Annotated in this window: 17 protein-coding genes; 10 read left to right on the plus strand and 7 right to left on the minus strand. The window is 70.8% G+C overall.

Annotation, left to right across the window (positions count from 1 at the left end):
* The coding region (locus tag C2L58_RS05940) for an alcohol dehydrogenase catalytic domain-containing protein (RefSeq protein WP_441296290.1) at positions 1–216 on the minus strand (216 nt) is incomplete at its 3' end.
* 151 nt (positions 217–367) lie between these two features.
* Between C2L58_RS05940 and C2L58_RS05945 the strand changes: the two genes are divergently transcribed.
* The gene (locus C2L58_RS05945) at positions 368–889 is read left to right on the plus strand and encodes a MarR family winged helix-turn-helix transcriptional regulator (RefSeq protein ID WP_103336498.1); all 522 of its coding nucleotides are present in this window, start codon (positions 368–370) and stop codon (positions 887–889) included.
* Between the two features lie 103 nt (positions 890–992).
* Here the strand turns inward: C2L58_RS05945 and C2L58_RS05950 are convergent, their stop codons facing one another.
* Positions 993–1670 (minus strand): response regulator, encoded by a 678-nt coding sequence (locus tag C2L58_RS05950; RefSeq protein ID WP_103336499.1) that lies wholly within the window; start codon positions 1668–1670, stop codon positions 993–995.
* The gene (locus tag C2L58_RS05955; RefSeq protein WP_233225572.1) at positions 1667–2863 is read right to left on the minus strand and encodes a sensor histidine kinase; all 1197 of its coding nucleotides are present in this window, start codon (positions 2861–2863) and stop codon (positions 1667–1669) included. The genes C2L58_RS05950 and C2L58_RS05955 overlap by 4 nt, the downstream gene beginning before the upstream one ends.
* 141 nt (positions 2864–3004) lie before the next feature.
* Between C2L58_RS05955 and C2L58_RS05960 the strand changes: the two genes are divergently transcribed.
* From C2L58_RS05960 to C2L58_RS05975, 4 genes are all read left to right on the plus strand, one after another.
* Positions 3005–3448, plus strand: a complete 444-nt coding sequence (locus tag C2L58_RS05960; protein ID WP_103336501.1) for a hypothetical protein — start codon at positions 3005–3007, stop codon at positions 3446–3448.
* 86 nt (positions 3449–3534) lie between these two features.
* Entirely contained in the window at positions 3535–5751 is a 2217-nt protein-coding gene (locus C2L58_RS05965) for an ATP-binding protein (protein ID WP_233225573.1), read from the plus strand.
* Between the two features lie 78 nt (positions 5752–5829).
* Complete coding sequence (locus C2L58_RS05970; protein WP_233225574.1) at positions 5830–6396, plus strand: RICIN domain-containing protein; 567 nt, start codon at positions 5830–5832, stop codon at positions 6394–6396.
* A 35-nt stretch (positions 6397–6431) separates the two neighbouring features.
* The gene (locus tag C2L58_RS05975) at positions 6432–7766 is read left to right on the plus strand and encodes a TolB family protein (RefSeq protein WP_233225575.1); all 1335 of its coding nucleotides are present in this window, start codon (positions 6432–6434) and stop codon (positions 7764–7766) included.
* 67 nt (positions 7767–7833) lie between these two features.
* Here C2L58_RS05975 and C2L58_RS05980 read toward each other — a convergent pair whose 3' ends face one another.
* The 3 genes from C2L58_RS05980 to C2L58_RS05990 all read right to left on the minus strand — a co-directional run bounded on the left by C2L58_RS05980 (position 7834) and on the right by C2L58_RS05990 (position 12196).
* Entirely contained in the window at positions 7834–9279 is a 1446-nt protein-coding gene (locus C2L58_RS05980) for a non-reducing end alpha-L-arabinofuranosidase family hydrolase (protein WP_103336505.1), read from the minus strand.
* A 44-nt stretch (positions 9280–9323) separates the two neighbouring features.
* On the minus strand, positions 9324–11207 hold the full coding sequence (locus C2L58_RS05985) for an alpha-L-fucosidase (protein ID WP_158264083.1): 1884 nt from the start codon (positions 11205–11207) through the stop codon (positions 9324–9326).
* Positions 11208–11380: 173 nt separating this feature from the next.
* Entirely contained in the window at positions 11381–12196 is an 816-nt protein-coding gene (locus C2L58_RS05990) for an alpha/beta fold hydrolase (RefSeq protein WP_103336508.1), read from the minus strand.
* Between the two features lie 100 nt (positions 12197–12296).
* Here C2L58_RS05990 and C2L58_RS05995 point away from each other — a divergent pair, with 100 nt between their 5' ends.
* A complete protein-coding gene (locus tag C2L58_RS05995; protein ID WP_103336510.1) occupies positions 12297–12677 on the plus strand; it encodes a winged helix-turn-helix transcriptional regulator in 381 nt (126 codons plus the stop codon).
* A 26-nt stretch (positions 12678–12703) separates the two neighbouring features.
* Here the strand turns inward: C2L58_RS05995 and C2L58_RS06000 are convergent, their stop codons facing one another.
* Positions 12704–13192, minus strand: coding sequence for a beta-class carbonic anhydrase (locus tag C2L58_RS06000; RefSeq protein WP_103336511.1), 489 nt, complete (start codon positions 13190–13192; stop codon positions 12704–12706).
* 203 nt (positions 13193–13395) lie between these two features.
* Between C2L58_RS06000 and C2L58_RS06005 the strand changes: the two genes are divergently transcribed.
* From C2L58_RS06005 to C2L58_RS06020, 4 genes are read left to right on the plus strand one after another with little or no spacing between them, the layout of a single operon-like run.
* On the plus strand, positions 13396–14334 hold the full coding sequence (locus tag C2L58_RS06005; protein WP_103336513.1) for an ABC transporter permease: 939 nt from the start codon (positions 13396–13398) through the stop codon (positions 14332–14334).
* Positions 14334–15329: an ABC transporter permease gene (locus tag C2L58_RS06010; protein WP_103336514.1), complete on the plus strand. Its 996-nt coding sequence runs from the start codon at positions 14334–14336 to the stop codon at positions 15327–15329. The genes C2L58_RS06005 and C2L58_RS06010 overlap by 1 nt, the downstream gene beginning before the upstream one ends.
* 10 nt (positions 15330–15339) lie before the next feature.
* Positions 15340–17013, plus strand: a complete 1674-nt coding sequence (locus C2L58_RS06015; RefSeq protein WP_103336516.1) for an ABC transporter substrate-binding protein — start codon at positions 15340–15342, stop codon at positions 17011–17013.
* Positions 17010–18719, plus strand: coding sequence for a dipeptide ABC transporter ATP-binding protein (locus C2L58_RS06020; protein ID WP_103336517.1), 1710 nt, complete (start codon positions 17010–17012; stop codon positions 18717–18719). Before C2L58_RS06015 ends, C2L58_RS06020 begins: the two co-directional genes overlap by 4 nt.
* Positions 18720–18862 lie beyond the last annotated feature (143 nt).

An 18862-nucleotide genomic window follows, 5' to 3' on the forward strand; every position in this document is an offset into this window, starting at 1 on the left:
GTCGACCGTGCCGGCGACGTCGATGCCGGGCGTGTGCGGCAGCACCACCGGGATCGGCCCCTGCATGAACCCGCCGCGGATGTTGCCGTCGACGGAGTTGAACGACGTCGCGGCGACCCGGACCCGGACCTGCCCGGCTCCGGGGACGGGCAGCTCGACGTCCTCGTAACGCAGGACGCCGGGGGCACCGTACTCGTGGAAACGCACTGCCTTCATCAGACTTCTCGCTTTCAGGTCGTGTGCTTCGAAGTTGAAGCAACTGAGGACGACCGTACTCGTGCTTCAAATTCGAAGCAAGTGACACCGCTCACCCTGGCCCGCCGCTGCCCGATCGATCTCTTCGAATTCGAAGCAGTACACTCGGGGCATGTCTGACGCACCGCCGTCGCTCGACCCCGTGCAGCTCGGCGCCTACTTCGACCTCATCGAGGTGACCAGCCTGCTGCGGCACGCGGTCGAGCAGCAGCTGCGCGAGGCCGGCGACCTCAGCTACGTGCAGTTCCAGCTGCTGGCCCGCCTCGGCGACGCCCCGACAGGCAGCCACCGCATGACCGACCTGGCCGACGGCGTCGTCTACAGCCGCAGCGGCTTGACCTACCAGGCGGGCCTGCTCGAGAAGGCGGGCTTGGTCGTGCGCGTCCCTTCCGCGGACGACGAGCGGAGCACCACGGTGACCATCACCGACGCCGGACGCGAGCGGCTCGCGCAAGTGCTGCCCGGGCACGTCGAGGTGGTCGGCGGCCTGCTCTTCGAGCCGCTCTCCCACGACGACGTCAAGACCCTGGCCGGCCTGCTGGCACCGGTGCGCGACCACATGCGCTCGGCGCCGCCGCGCTCGGCAGCGCCGCGCCGCCGCAAGGGCGAAGCCACCCGCGATCGGCGCCACTGACATCCGAGCGCTCCGGCCAGGCTCGAGCGCGACGGCCCGAAGCAGTGGATGAGCCGGCACATCCGGAGAACGCGGCGAAACTCGTGGCCGTCGATCGTTCTGCCTACCGTCTGCGCGGCACGAGTCCGGCCTCGAAGGCGATGATCGCCAGGTGGACCCGGTCCCGAGCCTCGAGCTTGGCGAACAGGCGCGCCACATGAGTCTTCGCCGTCGCGGTGCTGATCACCAGCCGCTCGGCTATCTCGGTGTTCGACAGACCCTGGCCGACCAGTGCCAGCACCTCGCGCTCGCGGTCGGTGATCTCCGCGAGGAGACCTGAGTCCGCGGCGGGCTCGGTATCCGATCGGGGGGCCGCGGGGACTCCGGCGAAGTCCGCGATCAGCCGCCGGGTCACGCTGGGCGCGATCAACGCGTCGCCGGCCGCCACCACGCGGATCGCGTCCAGGATCGCGTTCAGGGCCATGCTTTTGAGCAGGAATCCGCTGGCTCCGGCGCGCAGTGCGCCGTAGACGTACTCGTCGTCGTCGAAGGTGGTCAGTACCAGGACCTTGGGCGGGTCCGGCTCGGCGGTCGCCTGCCGGGTGGCCTCGATCCCGTCCATGCCCGGCATCCGGATGTCCATCACCACCACGTCCGGCCGCAGCTCACGCACCAGACGCATCGCCTCGCGGCCGTCGCCGGCCTCGCCGACCACCTCCAGGTCGTCGGTGTCGCCGAGCAGGATCGCGAGCCCGACCAGCATCAGCGGCTGGTCGTCGGCCAGCAGCACCCGCACGCTCACGCCGGAAGCCTCGCCGCCACCCGGAAGCCGCCCTTCGGACGCCGGCCGGCGCTGAACTGGCCGGACAGCAACGTCACCCGCTCGCGCATGCCCAGCAGGCCGAAGCCGCGCTCGCCGGGCTGGGGACGGCCCGGCGCGCCGAGGCCGTCGTCCCCGTCGTCCACCACCTCGATCGTCACGCCCTCCGGCTCGTACCCGACCGCGACCCGGCACGTCCGCGCCCCGGAATGCCGCACCACGTTCGTCAGCGACTCCTGGATGATCCGGAACGCCGACAGTTCGATCTCCGGCGGCAGGGGACGCTGCTCGCCCCGCCAGGTCACGTCGACCCGCACCCCGGCGCCGGCCGTGTGTTCGGCGAGCTGCGGGACGTCGGCCAGGCTGCCGGCCGGCGCCAGCGGAGCGGCCGGCGGCATCGCGTCGTCCGGCTCGGCGTGGCGGAGTGCTCCGAGCATGCGCTGCAGCTCGAGCAGCGTCTGGCGGCTGGTGGTCTCGATGCCGGTCAGCGCCTGGCGCGTCTGCTGGGGCTTGGTGTCCACGACCCGCGCCGCCGCGCCCGACAGCACCGTGATGACCCCGATGCTGTGGGCGACGCTGTCGTGCAGTTCGCGGGCGATCCGCAGCCGCTCGGTGATGACGGCGCGGGCCGCGGTCTGCTCGTGCAGGGCGTCGAGGTATTCACGGCGTTTGCGATACACCCCGCCGAAGACCCACGCGACCGCGAACCACAACGCGTACTGCCCGGCCCACTGGAACGTGTCGCCGAGGTTCTCCCCGGGGTAGACGTCGATGTTGTTGACGAAGACGGCCGCGACGGCCGCCACGGAGCCGACGGCGGCAGCCCTCGGCCGCCGGACGGCGAGGTGCCCGCCCAAGACGACGAGCACGACGAAGACGGCCTCGGACCGCACGCCGAAGAGGTAGCCGAGGACCGATTCGCCCAGGAGCGCCGCGAAGACCGCCGCCGGCAGCCGGCGCATCAGCAGAACCGGAAGGGCGAGCACGACGCACAGACCCATCATCGGGACGGGGCCGAGGCCGGGAAACCGGAACAGGCTGCGGTGACCCGGAACCTGCGCGATCGACCAGCAAAGCGTCACAGCGTAGAAGCAGGCGGTGGCCAGCACCACGGCCTGTGACATCAGCCAGGTCATGCGCTTCGATGTCGAGAGACGCTGGAGAAGCTCTTCCATGCGGAGATCGTATTCAGGGGCGTCGGCTCCGCGCGTCGTCCCGGGGATGTACCCGCCGTACACCCCCGGGCCGACGGCCTGGGAACGGTGCCATCCGCCGGCCGACGCGGCGGACAGCATTCTGTTCGTAGGTTCGTGACCATGACGAACGCACCCGGTGTCCGAAGCCCGCGACGTCTCGGCAGGGCCTTCGCCACCGCGGGCCTGATCATGATCCCGTGGCTGTTCTACCTGTCGATGTCCTTGCCGCAGAAGGCGATGAACAGTCACTGGGCCCTGGGCTGGGTCGGTCTGGACAGTGGCGAGGCACTGGCCTTGTGCGCCACCGGCCGATTCCTGATGCGGGCGGACAACCGCTGCACGCTGACCGCCACCGCGGCCGCCGCGCTTCTCCTGGCCGACGGCTGGTTCGACGTCACCGCGGCGGCACCCGGGGGCGAGCTGGCTCTCGCGATCGTGCTGGCCGCATGCGTGGAAATTCCCCTCGCCATCGTGTGCGCCGTCTTGGCCTTGCGACTGATCCGCCACCCGTTCCCGAAGTCCGAAACCTCCTTGATCGACCCGTTGACAGCCCAGTCGACCTGACGCTTCGCTCTCAAGAGCCGGCTTGGCCGGTGACGAGTCCTGGGAGCGAACCGCGGTGCTTCCGCAGCCGTCTTTACCATGTGGCGGTGCACCGGGGGCAGAGGGCGTTGGCCGAGATGCTGGCAGGGCTGCGGAGCGGCCGCGGTCTCTCGCAGGAGCGGCTGGCGGAGCTGAGCGGGATCAGCGTCCGCGCGATCGGGGAGATCGAGCGGGGCGCCACCCGGCGTCCGCAGCGCGAAACACTGCGTGCGCTCATCGGGGCGCTGGGCCTGACGCCGGAGGAGCAGGAGGCGTTCGCCCGGTCCGCGCGGACTGCGCCGCCGCCGGACACCCGCCGCAGGCGGACGGCGGCCCGCCCGGCCTTGCCCGCACCGGTCACCTCGATCGTCGGCCGGTCCGACGATCTCGCCGCGGTGCTCCGGCTGGTCCAGGATCCGCCGGTGCGGCTGGTCACGATCACCGGCACCGGCGGGGTCGGCAAGACCCGCCTCGCCCTCGAGGCCGGCTGGCGGGCGGCGAGCCGGTTCGAATCCGTGCACGGCCTCGACCTGAGCGCCCTGCGGGACGCCGACGACGTCCCGCAGGCGCTCGCCGAGTCCCTGCGGACGCCCGACCCGGCCACGCTGATCGGCGACGGGCGATGGTTGCTGGTGCTCGACAGCTTCGAGCACGTGGCCGCGGCGGCCACCACCGTGGCCACGCTGCTGGCCGGGTGCCCGGAGCTGACCGTCCTGGTGACCAGTCGCTCGCCGTTGCGACTGCGGGGAGAACACCTCTGGCCACTGGCCCCGCTGTCCACTCCGGACAGTGATGACCCGGCGGCCCTGGCCGGCAACGCGGCCGTCCGGCTGCTGGTCGAACGCACCACCGCGGTCCGGCCCGGGTTCGCGCTCACCGGGGACAACGCGGTCGCGGTCGCGGCGCTGTGCCGCCGGCTCGACGGCCTGCCGCTCGCCCTGGAGCTGGCCGCCGCGCGGCTGCGCACCCAGGCACCGGCCCAGGTGCTCGCCCAGGTCCGCGACCTGCACGGCGACACGGTGGACCTGGCCGACCGGCACGTGAGCCTGCGCCGCACGGTCGAATGGAGCACCCGCGGGCTCACCGATCCCGACCGGCGGTTGTTCGGCCTGCTGGGCGCGTTCTCCGGCGGCGCCGACCCGGTCGACGTCGAGGCCGTGCTGGGCGCACCGCCGCTTTCGCTGGCGACGCTGGCCGCGCACAGCCTGGTCACCGTCACCGAACGGGCCGGCTACCCCCGGATCGGCATGCTGGACACCATCCGCGAGGTCGTCGAGGACCAGCTCACCGGAGCAGGCGATCGCGCCGCGCACGCCGCGCACTTCCTGCGCCTGGTCCGCGAGGGCGATCCCCGGCTGGGCGATGAGCAGGACAACGTCCGGGCCGCGATCCAGCAAGCCGTCGACGCCGCGCCGGCCCTGTTGTGCGGGGAAACCGTGCGCGCACTGACCAAGCACTACGTGGCCCGGGGGCGGTTCGCCGAGGGACGGCGGATGCTCACGGGGGCGGCCGGCGCCGCGCCCACCGAGCAGGCCCGGGCGTGGGCGTGGCACGGCGCCGCGGTCACCGCCAACGAGAGCGGCGACCCGGAGGCGGCGCTGGCTCTGGCCGCGTCCGCCGCCGGGGCGTTCGGCGCCGACCCGGACGGCCGGGCCGCGACGCTGACCCTGATCGGCAACGCCCACAAGTTCGCCGGCCGGTACGACGACGCCGCGGCCGCGTACACCGGCGTGCTGGACCAGGCGAGGACCACGGGCGACGCGCGTCGCGAGACGATCGCGCTGAACAACCTGGGCGCGCTGGCGCACGACCGCGGCGCGTTCGCCGAAGCGATCGAGTATCACGCCGCCGCGCTGCGCCGTAAGCGCGAGCTGGGCGACCGGCGCGGCGTCGCGGTGGCTCAGCTCAACCTCGGCGCCGTGCGGAACGACACCGGCGACCACGCCGGCGCGGCCACCCTGCTGACCGAGTCCGCCGCCACGTTCGCCGCTCTCGGCGAACCGGGGTCGGAGGCCTTCGCGCTGGCCCTGCTGGCCCAATCCCAGGCCGGCCTGGCCCGCTGGGCCGACGCCACCACCACCGGCCGGCGGGCGCTGGAGCTGGCCCGGCGGGCCGAACACGCCCAGGCGACCGGGCTCGCGCTGCTCGCCCTCGGCGAGACGGCCGCCGCCGGCGGCGACCCGGACACCGCCGCCCGGCTGTTCCGCGAGGCCCTGACGTTCCCCATCGGCCTGCCGGACCAGGCCCGCGTCCGCGCGCACCCGGCGATGGCCGCGAACCGCTGATCGGCAGGAAACAGTTCTGCCGGCTTTTCCGCCGGTTCTTCCTGGAACCGGACGTGGGGTGATCCCTAGGGTTCGCGCATGCTTCAGCTACCTCGCGTGATCCGCGCCGCCGTACTCGTTCCGCTCGCGACCGCCGCACTCGTGCTGACCGGTGCCGGGCCCGCCCACGCCGACCGGACCATCTACCCGCCGGTGAGCGGCGACGTAGTGGCCTGGCAGACCAACGAAGGCAGCTGGACCGGCGGCAGCCCCAAGTGCGTGCAGGTCGACAAGGGGCGGCTCGACGACTTCGCGCCGGTCGACCAGCTTTCGTGCGCGTACGGCAACAACCAGCGCTGGCGGATGGGGCAGGCCACGGACGATCCCGCCGTGTTCTGGCTGCAGAACGTGCGCACCGGCAAGTGCCTGGACGACTACGCCTACGGAACGAACCAGGGAAATCCCATCATCCAGTACACGTGCCTCGTCGGCACGAACCAGCAGTGGCGGATGCTCTGGGACTACTACAACGGCGTCGCGGAATTCCAGAACGTCAACAGCGGCCTGTGCCTTTCGGTGGACGCCATCAACACCGACAACTACCGCCGGTTGGTGCAGAACCCCTGCTACGGCTTCATCAACGAACGGTTCCAGCCGGTCTGGTGAACCACGGGTTTCTTTTCGAACAGAGAAAGGCAATGATGAGAACTCACCGAACCGGCCGCGGCACGGCCGGACTCGCCCTGTGCGCGGCGGCCATCGCGGCGCTGGTACCGGGGGGCACTGCGGACGCCGCGACCGAGGCCGCCACCACGTTGATCAGCGTCGCCGTGGACGGCAAGCCGGGCCACGGGGTGAGCGGGGAGCCGTCGGTGTCCGCCGACGGACGGTACGTGGCCTTCCGGTCCTCGGCCCGGAACCTCGTCGGCGGCGACACGAACGGAGTCGACGACGTGTTCGTGCGGGACCGGGTGGCCGGGGTGACCACCCGCGTCAGCGTCGACCGCAACGGTGCCGAGGGGAACGGCGCCAGCTGGGCACCGTCCATTTCGGCCGACGGCCGGTACGTCGCGTTCGTGTCGGACGCGACGAACCTGGTTCCGGGCGACACCAACGTGTTCCGGGACGTGTTCGTCCACGACCGGCTGATCGGGTGGACGAGCCGGGTCAGCGGCGGGTTGCTGGGCGCCCCGGGCAACGACGACAGCCTCCACCCGGCGATCTCGGCCGACGGGCGGTTCATCGCGTACGACTCGTTCGCCGGCAACCTCGTCGCCGGCGACACGAACCGCGTCCGGGACGTCTTCGAGTACGACCAGCAGCTGGACCGGACCGTCCGCGTCAGCGTCGATTCGAGCGGCACGGAGGTCAGGGGCGCGAGCCGGCTGCCGTCGATCTCGGCCGACGGCCGCTCCGTCACGTTCGAATCCGACGCCACGACCCTGACCGGCTCCGACACGAACCAGGCGACCGACGTGTTCGTGCACGACAAGCTGACCGGGCTGACCGATCGGGTGAGCGTCAACGCCCACGGTGACCAAGGGCAAGGCGCCAGCAATTTCGCCACGATGTCGGCCGACGGGCGTTACATCGCCTACCAGTCGGCCGCGGGGAACCTGCTGCCGATTCCGGGGGACACCAACGGCAAGGTCGACAACTTCCTCCTCGACCGGCAGACGTCCGCGGTCACCCGGCTGAACGTCCTTTCCACGGGCGGCCAGGACATCGACGGCACCACCCAGGGCGTCCGCCCGTCGATCTCGGCCGACGGCCGCTACACCGCGTTCGACTCCTTCGCGTGGAGACTCGTGCCGTTCGACCGCAACAGCTCCGGCGACGTGTTCGTCCGCGACCGCGACACGGCGACCACGACCCGGGCCAGCGTCGCCGCGAACGGCTTGGAGGGCAACGGAAACTCCGCGACACCGTCGATCTCGGCCGACGGCAAGCACGTCGCGTTCCAGTCCGTCGCCACCAACTTCGCGACCGGTACCGACATGTGGACCCCCAACGTGTACCTGCGCGACCTCGGCTGACCGGGGCAGGACCGGGGTCGGCGCCTCTTCCCGTCAAGGGTCGAGGCGCCGCCCCCGGTTGAAGTCATCAGCGCTGGAGGGTCAGCACGCCCGGTCGCCAGGGCAGGTGGTTGTAGTCGGTGCCGTCGGAACTGGGGTTCCTCCCCTGGTGGAGGAGCTGCAAGTTGCACGGATCGATCGTCTTGGTCTGGTCGGGGTTGGTGCGGACCAGGTCGCCGTGGCTGATGTCGTTGGTCCAGGTCGCGCCGCTGTTGGCCTTGCCGGCGAAGGGATTGCTCTCGGTGGCGGCCTGCGGCGTCCACGAGCCGCCCAGGCTGGTGGCGGTGAACGAGCGGAAGTAACGGCCGTTCGCCCCCATGGCCTCGACGAGCATCAGGTACTGGTTCTGGTCCTTGACCTTGTACACCTCGACCGCCTCGAAGAGGTTGGCCGTCGTGTCGCTCATGATCGTCGTGTAGTCCGAGCCGAAACTGCCCGGGAAGTTCCCGATCGGCATGCTCGCCCGGTAGATCTTGCCGTTGTCCCCGGCGAAGAACAGGTACATGTTCGTGCCGTCGCCGATGAGGGTCTGGTCCAGGGGAGCGCCGCCGGGGATGGTGCCGGTGAACAGCGTTTGCGGTGCGGACCAGCCGTTGGCGTTGGCCGGGTCGCTCGAGGTGCGGTAGGAGAAGGTGGTCGGTCCCCACTGGTAGGCGAGCACCCAGATGTTCTTCGGGGCGAAGTAGATCAGCGTCGGCGCGACGGTGCCGGTGTTCATCCCGTTCTGACTCGCCGAGGCCATGTCGGACCAGTTCGTGAAGGTCCCGAAGTTCATCGAGCCGTACGACCCCGACGTGTCGGTCGTCGACCCGTAGACGAGGTGCTTGCCGTTGTAGACGACGTTGGTGAAGTCCTTGAGCGCCAGCCAGCCCGCTTTCGGGTTCGCCAGCGGGCCCGTCGAGGACCACCGGTAGGTCGACGGGAGGGGACACGAAGTGGTGTCGCCCAGCCGGACGAGCTGCCACTGCTGGTTGGCCCCCTGCCAGTCGCCGTACTGGACGACGGCCGCGCCGTCCGCGGTCGACGCGCCCGTCACCTCGACCGCTTTGCCGCTGTTGCGGTTGAGCAGCCGGACGTAGCCGCCGTCGGAGCCGGCGAGGCTGAATTGCTGGTTCGTGCCGTTGAGGTCCGTCCACTGCTGGACTTTCCCGCCGTCGGCGGTCGACCAGCCGTCGATGTCGAGGACTTTGCCGGAGTTCTTCGACTTCAGCCGGTAGTAACCGCTGCCGGAGTCGACGAACTGCCACTGCTGGTTGGCGCCGTCGTGGCGCGACCACTGGTGGACCACCGCACCGTCGGCGGTGGAGGCACCGGACACGTCCATCGCCTTGCCGCTGTTGCGGTTGATCAGCACGTAGGACGCGTTCGTGTCGACGGTCGCCGCCGACGCCGCGCCGGGACTGAGCGCGACCGCCGTGGCCGTGGCGAGGACGGTCGCGAGCAGGGTGATCAGTGCGCGCCTCCGTTGGCTCATGCTGGTTCTCCTTCATCTTCGTACCGGCGCAGGAGGTCCCGCCGTCAGCGGAACTGCCACTTCTGGTCGGCCGCGCCCGTGCAGGTCCAGAGGACGAGCTTCGTGCCGTTGGTGGTGGCGGCGCCGTTGGCGTCCAGGCACAGGCCGGACTGACCGCCGACGATGGTTCCGTCGGTGTTGACGGTCCACTGCTGGTTGGTGCCGCCGTTACAGTCCCACAGCTGCACCGCGGCGCCGTTGGTGGTGCTCTGGCCGTTGACGTCGACGCACCGGCCGGACGCGGTCGAGGTGATGCTGCCCTGCTGACCACTGCCGCCGGGCCGCTTGAACAAGCCGAATTCGGCGATCGCCGGTGCGGTTCTCGAGCCGGTGATGCGCAGCCGGACCTGGCTGGTGGTGACCGGTGAGGACAGGCGGGTCAGTTTCTTCTGGCCGATCGTGGTGTCGGCGGCGATCTGGTTCCACGCGCTGCCGTTCCAGGCGTCCACGGCGTAGGACTGGACGTGCTGGCCGGAGTTGAGGTCCTCTTGCAGGGACAGGACGTCGAACGTGCGGGCCGCGGGCAGGGTGAACACGAGCCCACCGGTCGTGGTCGTCGGCTGCCAGGAGCTGTCGAGGTTGCCGTCCAGGGCCAGGGCGGGGGTGCGCCCGGCGGCGTTGCTCGTTCCGGTGTCGTTGGTGACGGTCGCGCCGGTGGCGAGGTTGGTGCCGAACGTCCCGGTGAGCCGGGTGTTGAAGTCCGCCAGTGCGGTGATCGCGGACTGGTCGAGCTGGCCTTGCCGGTTCGGCGAGACGTTGAGGAGCATGGTGCAGTTGCGGCCGACCGAGGCGTAGTACATGTCCTCCAGCTCCGGCACACCCCGCCACACCTCGTTGGCGTGCCAGAACCAGTCGTGGCGCGCGGACAGCGTGCCGTTGCACTCGCCCGGTGACCACTTCAGGTAGTTCCACGCGCTCGTCCCGTCGGATTTGCGCTGGGAGAGCAGGCTGTCGCTGCCGAGGTCGGCGGCGCCGTTCCCGCCCGGCGGGTTGACGATGTTGTCGGCGGCGATCGCGGCATTGCCGGTGTAGGGCACGACCGACGTCTCGGACTGGCGGGCGTAGCCGTTCTCGTTGCCGATCCAGCGGATGTCCGGGCCGCCGTCGTTCTCCATCGCCGCGCCGGGCTGCAACGTGCGGACGATCTTGATCCAGTCGAGGAAGTTGTAGGGCTGGGTGCGGCCGGTGGGGTTGGCCATGTCCCACCAGACCTCGTCGATCGAGCCGTAGCGGGACATCAGCTCGTAGATGGTGTTCTCGAAGTAGGCGTTGTAGTCGTCCGAGGTGAACTGGAACGTGACGCCGTTGACGACCTCGGCGGGATCGCTGGGGATGGTCACCGGTTTCTGTGCGCTGCCGTTGGCGAACCGGCCGCCGCTCAGGTTCTCGTGCAGGTCGGCCGGGGACAGGTAGATGCCGGCTTTCAGGCCGTACTTGTGCATGGAGTCGGTGAAGTTCCGCACCACATCGCCGCCGCCGTTCTGCCAGGCGCGGTCGGAGGCGACGCCGAAGGCGGAGGCCTTCGAGGGGAACAAAAGGAAGCCGTCGTGGTGCTTGGCGGTGAGGATACCGCCCTTGAACCCGGCGTCCTTCAGCGAAGACGCCCATTGGTCGGTGTTCAAGCCGGCGGGCTGGAAGACGTCCGGGTCTTCGGTTCCGGTGCCCCACTCGCGGTCGGTGAAGGTGTTGACGCCGAAGTGGATGAACGCCATCCGCTCGAGCCGCTGCCAGGCCAGCTGCCGCGGCGACGGGACGACGTTCGCGGCGTTGGCGATGATCGTGGCGGGCGAGTCGTTCGGCGCCACGGGAACGACCTGCGCGGGGTTCGCGGCCGCGGACGCCGGGGCCGTCGCGGCCGAGAAGACGACGGCGACCAGTGCGCAGATCATCCACAAAGGACGAAGCTGGTACGCGGGGGCGTCGAAGTGAGGAGAATTGTGAGACATCGGAACCCCCATCGGTGTCGACGGTGTACCGGTCCGGGTATATGTGAACGCTAACACGACGGGTTGGCCCGTCGCCAATGTTTCGAAATCTTCAATTGTCGTGAAACTTTCATTTCTCACGCGATCAGAAGCGGCACCAGGGCGTCGGGGCGGTCCAGCGGGATGATGTGCCCGCAGTCCTCGATGAGGTGGGCGGTGAGGTCGTCGGTCACCGGGCGCAGCTGGCGGGCGAGGGTGCCGCCCACCGGGTGGGCGCCGATCGCCACGGTGGGCACGGTGAGCCGGCCCGCCGCGGTGGCGTCCGCGATCCGGGTCGCGCTTTCGGGCATGGCCCGGTAGTGGCCGAAGGCGCCGCGCAGGGCGTCGCGCCCGGTGTACGCGGCGACGAAGTGGTCCCGGATCGCCGGTGGCACGCCGCGGCCTCGGGTGCCGGCGTCGAGGAACCAGTCGATGTACTCCGCTTCGTGCCCGGCGAGCACCGTCTCGGCGAGGCCGGGGACGGCGTGGAACCCGAACCACCACGGCGGGCCGCCGGCGAGGAAGTCCTCGGCACCGGGCAGACGCCCGAGCAGGGACTCCATCAGGACGAGCCGGTTGACCCGCTCGGGCCGCCGCATCGCGAGCAGGAACGCGGGCGGCGTGCCCGCGTCGATGCCGGCGACCGTCGCCGCCGGTTCGTCCAGCGCGTCGAGGAGTGCTTCGGCGTCGGCCGCGAGGGTGCCGGCGTCGTAGCCGTCGGCGGTGCGCGTGGTCGCCCCGAGACCGCGCAGGTCCGGGGCGATGACCCGGTGGTGCCGGGCCAGCTGCGGGATGACGGCCGTCCACAGCCGCCAGGTGTGCGGGAAGCCGTGCAGCAGCAGGAAAGCCGGTCCCTGCCCGGTGACGACCACGTTGATGTCGATGCCGTTCGCCGTTACCCGCTGCTCGCGCACGCTGTCTCCCGAAGGGGGTTACCATTGGTTACCAGATGAGGCTAGGTAACCGGCACGGCCGCGCCAAGACGGCACTTTCCCGACAGGTGGTGAGCTCCAGGTGACCCCCTCGCCGAAGGGCGCGCGCGGCGATCTCTTCGACCCCGCCTGCCCGACCCGCAAGCTGCTGGACCGGATCGGCACGAAGTGGACGTCGATGGTGGTCAAGGTGCTGGCCGAGGCCGGCGCGGACGAGGTGCGGTTCGCCGAACTGCAACGCCGGATGCCCGGCGTCTCGCAGAAGATGCTGTCGGTGACCCTGCAGAGCCTCACCCGCGACGGCTTGGTCGAGCGCCGGGTGGAGCCGGCGGTTCCGCCGAAGGTCCACTACCGCCTCACCGGGCTGGGCCACTCCCTCGAAGTGCCGCTCGCCGCCCTGCGCACCTGGGCGGAGGAGAACATGCCGGCGATCGACCGGGCCAACGCCGCAGGACGGGACTGACGCCGGCGGCCCGGGCCCACCGCCGGTCACTTCACTTCGTTCAGCTTTCCGGTGGCGACGTCGAACACGAAGCCCCGCACGGAATCCTTCTTCGGGATGAACGGGCTGTTCCTGATCCGGGCGATCGACTGGCGGACGTCCTCGTCGAGATCGGTGAACGCCTCGGCGGCCCAGGCGGGTTTGACCCCGACGTCCTGCTGGATGGACTTCTTGAAGTCGTCGTCGGTGAAGGTGAGCATGCCGCAGTCGGTGTGGTGGATGAGGATGATCTCCTCGGTGCCGAGCAGCCGCTGGCTGATGGCGAGGGAGCGGATCTCGTCCTCGGTGACGACGCCGCCGGCGTTGCGGATGACGTGGGCCTCGCCCTCCTGCAGGCCGAGGACGCCGTAGACGTTGATGCGGGCGTCCATGCAGGCGAGCACGGCGACGTGCTTGGCCGGCGGCAGCGGCAGCGGCCCGGTGAAGTTCGCGGCGTATTCGGCGTTGTTGGCCAGGAGTTCGTCGGTGACCGACATGGTGGTCCCTTTCGCGTAGCGGAGTGGACCGAGTGGACCCTCCGCACGCCGGAGGCGCAACCGCGCCCACCAACTGGAAGGGCGTTCCACGAAACGGACGCCGCCGGGAACTATCGTTCCACCTGATGAGACGGTGGATCGATCACCGGCCGGACTGCTTAAGGTCCTGGGCGTCACTCGATCGGCTGAATCTTGAAGGTGCTGTGATCAACCCTCCGCCGCCACCCGCCGGTGTCCCGGCCCTCGCGGCACGTTCCCTGCCGGCCGCGGTGTGGCGTGCCGTCCGTTCCGGGTGGTGGACGTCCGTCTGCGCGCTCCTGATCGTCGTCATCGTGCTGCTCGCCGCCGGGGCCGACCTCTTCGTTCTCCTCGAAGGGCAGAGCCTGACCCCGGACATCGCCACGCTCGGCCCGACCGGGCTGCCCGCCGGGTCGCTGGGCGGGGTGAGCGGGTCCCACTGGTTCGGCGTCGAGCCGCTGACCGGTGTCGACCTCTTCGCGCTCGTCGCCCAGGGCGCGCGGACGTCCCTGCTGGTCGGCCTCGGTGCGACGGTGCTGGGCACCGCGCTCGGGGTCGTGATCGGGGTCAGCGCCGGCTACCTCGGCGGCTGGTGGGACCGCCTGGTGATCTGGACGGCCGACGTCATCCTCGGCTTCCCGTACCTGATCTTCATGATCGCGCTCGGCGCGGTCCTGCCGGTGGACTTCCCGCGGCAGGTCACGCTGATCGTCGTCCTCGGGCTCTTCGGGTGGCCGCGGGTGGCCCGGATCGTCCGCGCGCAGACGCTGACCCTGTCCCAACGCGACTTCGTCGCCGCGGCCAAGGTCGTCGGCGGCGGGCCGTGGCACGTCTTCACCAAGGAGCTGCTGCCCAACCTGTGGGCGCCGATCATCGTCGTCGCCAGCCTGGCCGTCCCGTCGATGATCGGCAGCGAAGCCGCGCTGTCGTTCCTCGGCGTCGGCGTCCTGCCCCCGACACCCAGCTGGGGCCGCACGATCAGCACCGCCATCGACTTCTTCGAGACCGACCCGATGTACCTGGTCTTCCCGGGGCTCCTGCTGTTCCTGATCACCCTCGCGTTCAACGTCGTCGGCGACGCGATCCGCGACACCCTCGACCCGCGGTCCGGCGGTGCGGCCTGATGCGCACCCTCCGCTTCGCTGCCACCCGGTTCGCCGGGATGCTGCTGGTCCTGTTCGTCGTCGCCTTCGTGACGTTCGTGGTGTTCTACGTCCTGCCCGCCGACCCGGCCCGGCTGGCCTGCGGCCGCCCGTGCTCGCCGGAAGGTCTGCGGCTCGCGCGGGAGTTCATGGGCTACGACGTCCCGTGGTACCGGCAGTTCTTCGACTTCCTCGGCGGGATCGTCGGCGGCCGCACGTTCGGCACCGGCGCCGCGGCGATCCACTGCACGGCGCCGTGTTTCGGCTGGGACTTCCAGAACAACGTCGACGTGCTCCGCGAGATCGGCGGCCGGATCGAGGTCAGCTTCTCGGTGGCGCTGGGCGCGGCCGTGCTCTGGATCGTCCTCGGCGTCGGCCTCGGCGTGCTTTCCGCGCTGCGGCGCGGAACCGCCGTCGACCGGATCACGATGGCCGCCGCGATGGCCGGCGTGTCCATGCCCGCGTACCTGGCCGGGATGGTCGGCATCACGATCTTCGCGTTCGCGCTCGACGTCGTCCCGAAGTCCGGGTACGTGCCGCTGACCGAAGATCCGGCGCAGTGGGCGTGGCACCTCGTGCTGCCGTGGTTCGTGCTGGCGTTCCTGCACGCCGCGATCTACGCGCGGCTCACCCGCGGCCAGATGCTCGAAACCCTCGGCGAGGACTACATCCGCACCGCGCGGGCCAAGGGCCTCACCGAGCGGAAGGTCGTCGGCCGGCACGCGCTGCGCAACGTCCTGCTGCCGATCATCACGGTCTTCGGCGTCGATCTCGGCGGGCTGCTGGCCGGGACGGTGATCACCGAGCGGATCTTCGGCATGGCCGGCGTCGGGCGGCTGCTCGTCGACGCGATCGCCTCGCTCAACTTGCCGGTGCTGCTGGGCGTGACGCTGTTTTCCGCCCTGCTGGTCACGGTGCTGAACTTCCTGGTCGATCTCTGCTACGGCGCGCTCGATCCGCGAGCTCGCCTCGTCTGAAGGGGTAACGATGAAACGGGGACACAAACTCGCCGCGGGGGTGCTGGCCGCCGTCACGCTGCTGACGGCGTGCGGGGCCAACGACACGCCGGCCGGCCAGGGCGGCACCGTCAAGCCGGGCGGGAACCTCGTCCTGCTCAACGACGCGCCGTCGATCACCTGGGACCCGGCGAAGAGCTCGAACCTCGTCGTCACGACGCTCGGGCTGATCCACCGGCGGCTGACGTCGTGGGACGTCGCGCCGGGCAGGGACACCACGATCGTGCCCGATCTCGCCACCGACACCGGACGGCCGGGCGACGGCGGCAAGACGTGGACGTTCACCCTGAAGGACGGCCTGAAGTACGCCGACGGGACGCCGATCAAGAGCGAGGACGTCAAGTGGGGCCTGGAACGCTCGTTCGCGCCCGCCTTCTCCGGCGGCCTGGCCTACCACAAGGACCTGCTGTCGCCGGGCCTGGCGTACAAGGGGCCGTTCGAGGGCCAGGAGCTCGACTCCATCCAGACGCCGGACGCGAAGACGATCGTCTTCCACCTCGCCCGCGCCTACGGGGACTTCAACTGGGTCGCGAGCACGCCGGCGTTCTCGCCGGTGCCGAAGGGCAAGGGCGCCGAAGCGAACTACGGTGACCACCCGGTCGCGTCGGGTCCCTACCAGCTGGCGAGCTACGAACGCGGCAAGTCGGCGAAGCTCACGCGCAACCCGAACTGGAGCCGCGACGAGGACAAGACGCGGCTGGCCAACCCGGACACCATCGAGTTCCAGCTCGGGCAGGACACCAGCGTGATCTCCAAGCGCCTGGTCGACGACACCGGTACCGACCGCAACGCCTTCGGCATGACGTTCGCCTCGCCCGCCCAGCTGGCCCAGATCCAGGGCAACGCGTCGGCGAAGTCGCGGCTCGTGACGTCGGAGTCCGGGGCGCTGGCCTACCTTTCGCTGAACACCCAGCGCGGCGATCTCACCAATCCGAAGGTGCGCCAGGCGTTCCAGTACGCCGTCGACAAGGCCGCTTACCAGGTCGCGAGCGCGGGCAGCGCCCGGCTGGCCGGTGACGTCGCCACCACCCTGATCACGCCCGGCCTGCAGGGCCGCGAGCAGTACGACCTGTACCCGGCGCCGCCGTCCGGCGACCCGGCGAAGGCCAAGCAGCTGCTGGCCGAGGCGGGCTTCCCGAACGGCCTCGACGGGCTGGTCATGGCCACCCACAACGAACGGGGCTTCCCGGAGAAGGCCGCGGCGATCCAGGCTTCGCTGGCCCGGGCGAACATCAAGGTCACCATCAAGCCGCTCGACGAGGACACCTACACGTCCGAAGTGGACACCAAGGGCCTGTCGGACTACGACCTGACGCTCACCTCGTGGCAGCCCGACATCCCGTCGGCCAACGCGAACATCCAGCCGCTGTTCCAGTCGACCGAGATCGGCAACGGCGGGTACAACGAGTCCCGCTACAGCAACCCCGAGGTCGACAAGCTCATCGGCGAGGCACAGGCCACTGTGGACCCGGCCGAGGCCGGCAGGAAGTGGGCGGCGCTGGACAAGAAGATCCTCGCCGACTCGCCCGTGGTGCCGCTGATCTACACCCGCAACTCGTTCCTGCACGGGTCGCAGGTCGGTGCCGTGCAGATCGGGCGCTTCCCGGCCTACGTCGACTACCGCAAGTTCGGGATCGTCCAGTGAGCGGAGCCGGGCTCCTGCGGCTGCACGACGTCGCGGTCTCGTTCGGGGACGTCGAAGCCGTCCGCGGAGTCGGCTACGAGGTCGGCGTCGGCGAGGTCGTCGCGGTGGTCGGGGAGTCCGGCTCCGGCAAGACGGTCACCGCGATGTCCCTGCTCGGCCTGCTCCCGCCCACGGCCCGCGTGACGGGCCGCGCGGAGCTGGCCGGGCGGGACCTCTACGCGATGACCCCGGCCGAGCTGCGGGCGGTCCGCGGCGGCGAGGTCGGCATGGTGTTCCAGGAGCCGATGAGCGCGCTGAACCCGGTGTTCACCATCGGGGACCAGCTCGTCGAGGCCATCCGGACGCACCAGCCGCTCCCGGCCGCTGAAGCCCGCGAACGGGCGATCGAGCTGCTCACCCTGGTCGGGCTGCCGGACCCGCGTGAGCGGTTCCGGTCCTACCCGCACGAGCTGTCCGGCGGGCAGCTGCAGCGGGTCGTCATCGCGATGGCGGTCGCGAACGAGCCGAAGCTGCTGATCGCCGACGAGCCGACCACGGCGCTGGACGTCACCGTGCAGGCGGAGATCCTCGAGCTGCTGCGGGACCTCCGCGCACGCCTGGGGACGGCGATCCTGCTGATCACGCACGACATCGGCGTGGTCGCCGACCTCGCCGACCGGGTCGTGGTGATGCACGACGGCCGGGTCGTCGAGCAGGGTGCCGCCGGGCGGATCTTCACCGCCCCGGCCGAGGAGTACACGCGGCAGCTGCTCGGCTCGGTGGTCTCGCTCAGCAGCGCGGCGACGTCCGGCCTCGAACGCGTGGTCGCTTCCGGCGTTTCGGTGGGGCCGGGCCACGTGGCCGCGGCGGAGCACCCTGCGGCGGCGTCGGTTCCGGACGTTCCCGCCCAGGCGCCGTTGCTGCGCGTGGAGAACCTGGCGGTGACCTACCGCGGCCGGTTCCGCGCGGTGAGCGTGCGGGCTGCGGACGGGGTGAACCTGCACGTGGAGCCGGGCGAGGTGCTCGGCCTGGTGGGGGAGTCGGGATCGGGGAAGAGCACGGTCGCGCGTGCGGTCACCGGGCTGCTCGCGCCGACCGCGGGCGCGGTCCGCATCGGGGACGCGGACATCACCCGGGTGCGCGGCCGGGCGGCGAAGGCGCTGCGGCGCCGGATCGGCGTGGTGTTCCAGGACCCGCTGTCCTCCTTGAACCCGCGCACCACGGCCGGGGAGAGCGTCGCGACACCGCTGCGGCTGCACCGCGCGGCTCACGGGTCCGAAGTGGACGGCCGGGTCGCGGAACTGCTCGACGCCGTCCAGCTGTCGCCGTCGCTGGCTTCGCGGTACCCGCACGAGCTGTCGGGTGGCCAGCGCCAGCGCGTGTGCATCGCGCGGGCGCTGGCGCTGCGGCCGGACCTGCTGGTGGCCGACGAGCCGACCAGCGCGCTCGACGTCACCATCCAGGCCCGGATCCTGGACCTGCTGCGCGAGCTGCGGCACGAGTTCGGGTTCGCGTGCCTGTTCATCAGCCACGACCTCGCGGTGATCGAGCAGCTGGCCGACCGGGTGGCGGTGATGCACCGCGGCCACGTCGTCGAGCAGGGACCGGCGAAGGAGGTGCTCACCGCACCCGCACACCCCTACACGCGGCGGCTGCTGTCGGCGGCGCCGGTCGCCGACCCGGAGGCCCAGCGCCGGCGCCGCGAAGCCTGGCGGCAGCTGCGCTGAGCCGGGTTCTCCTGTCGTGGATGCCGTGCCGCCGCGACGGATTCCGTGGCCCACCCTGCCGATCGTGACCTGTCAGCACGAATCCACCGGGTCCTGAGCTGAGTTCCGGGCCGGGGTACACCGGCGGGCGCCGCGCCGCTTGA

This window comes from Amycolatopsis sp. CA-126428, from assembly GCF_002904335.1.
GTDB lineage: Bacteria > Actinomycetota > Actinomycetes > Mycobacteriales > Pseudonocardiaceae > Amycolatopsis.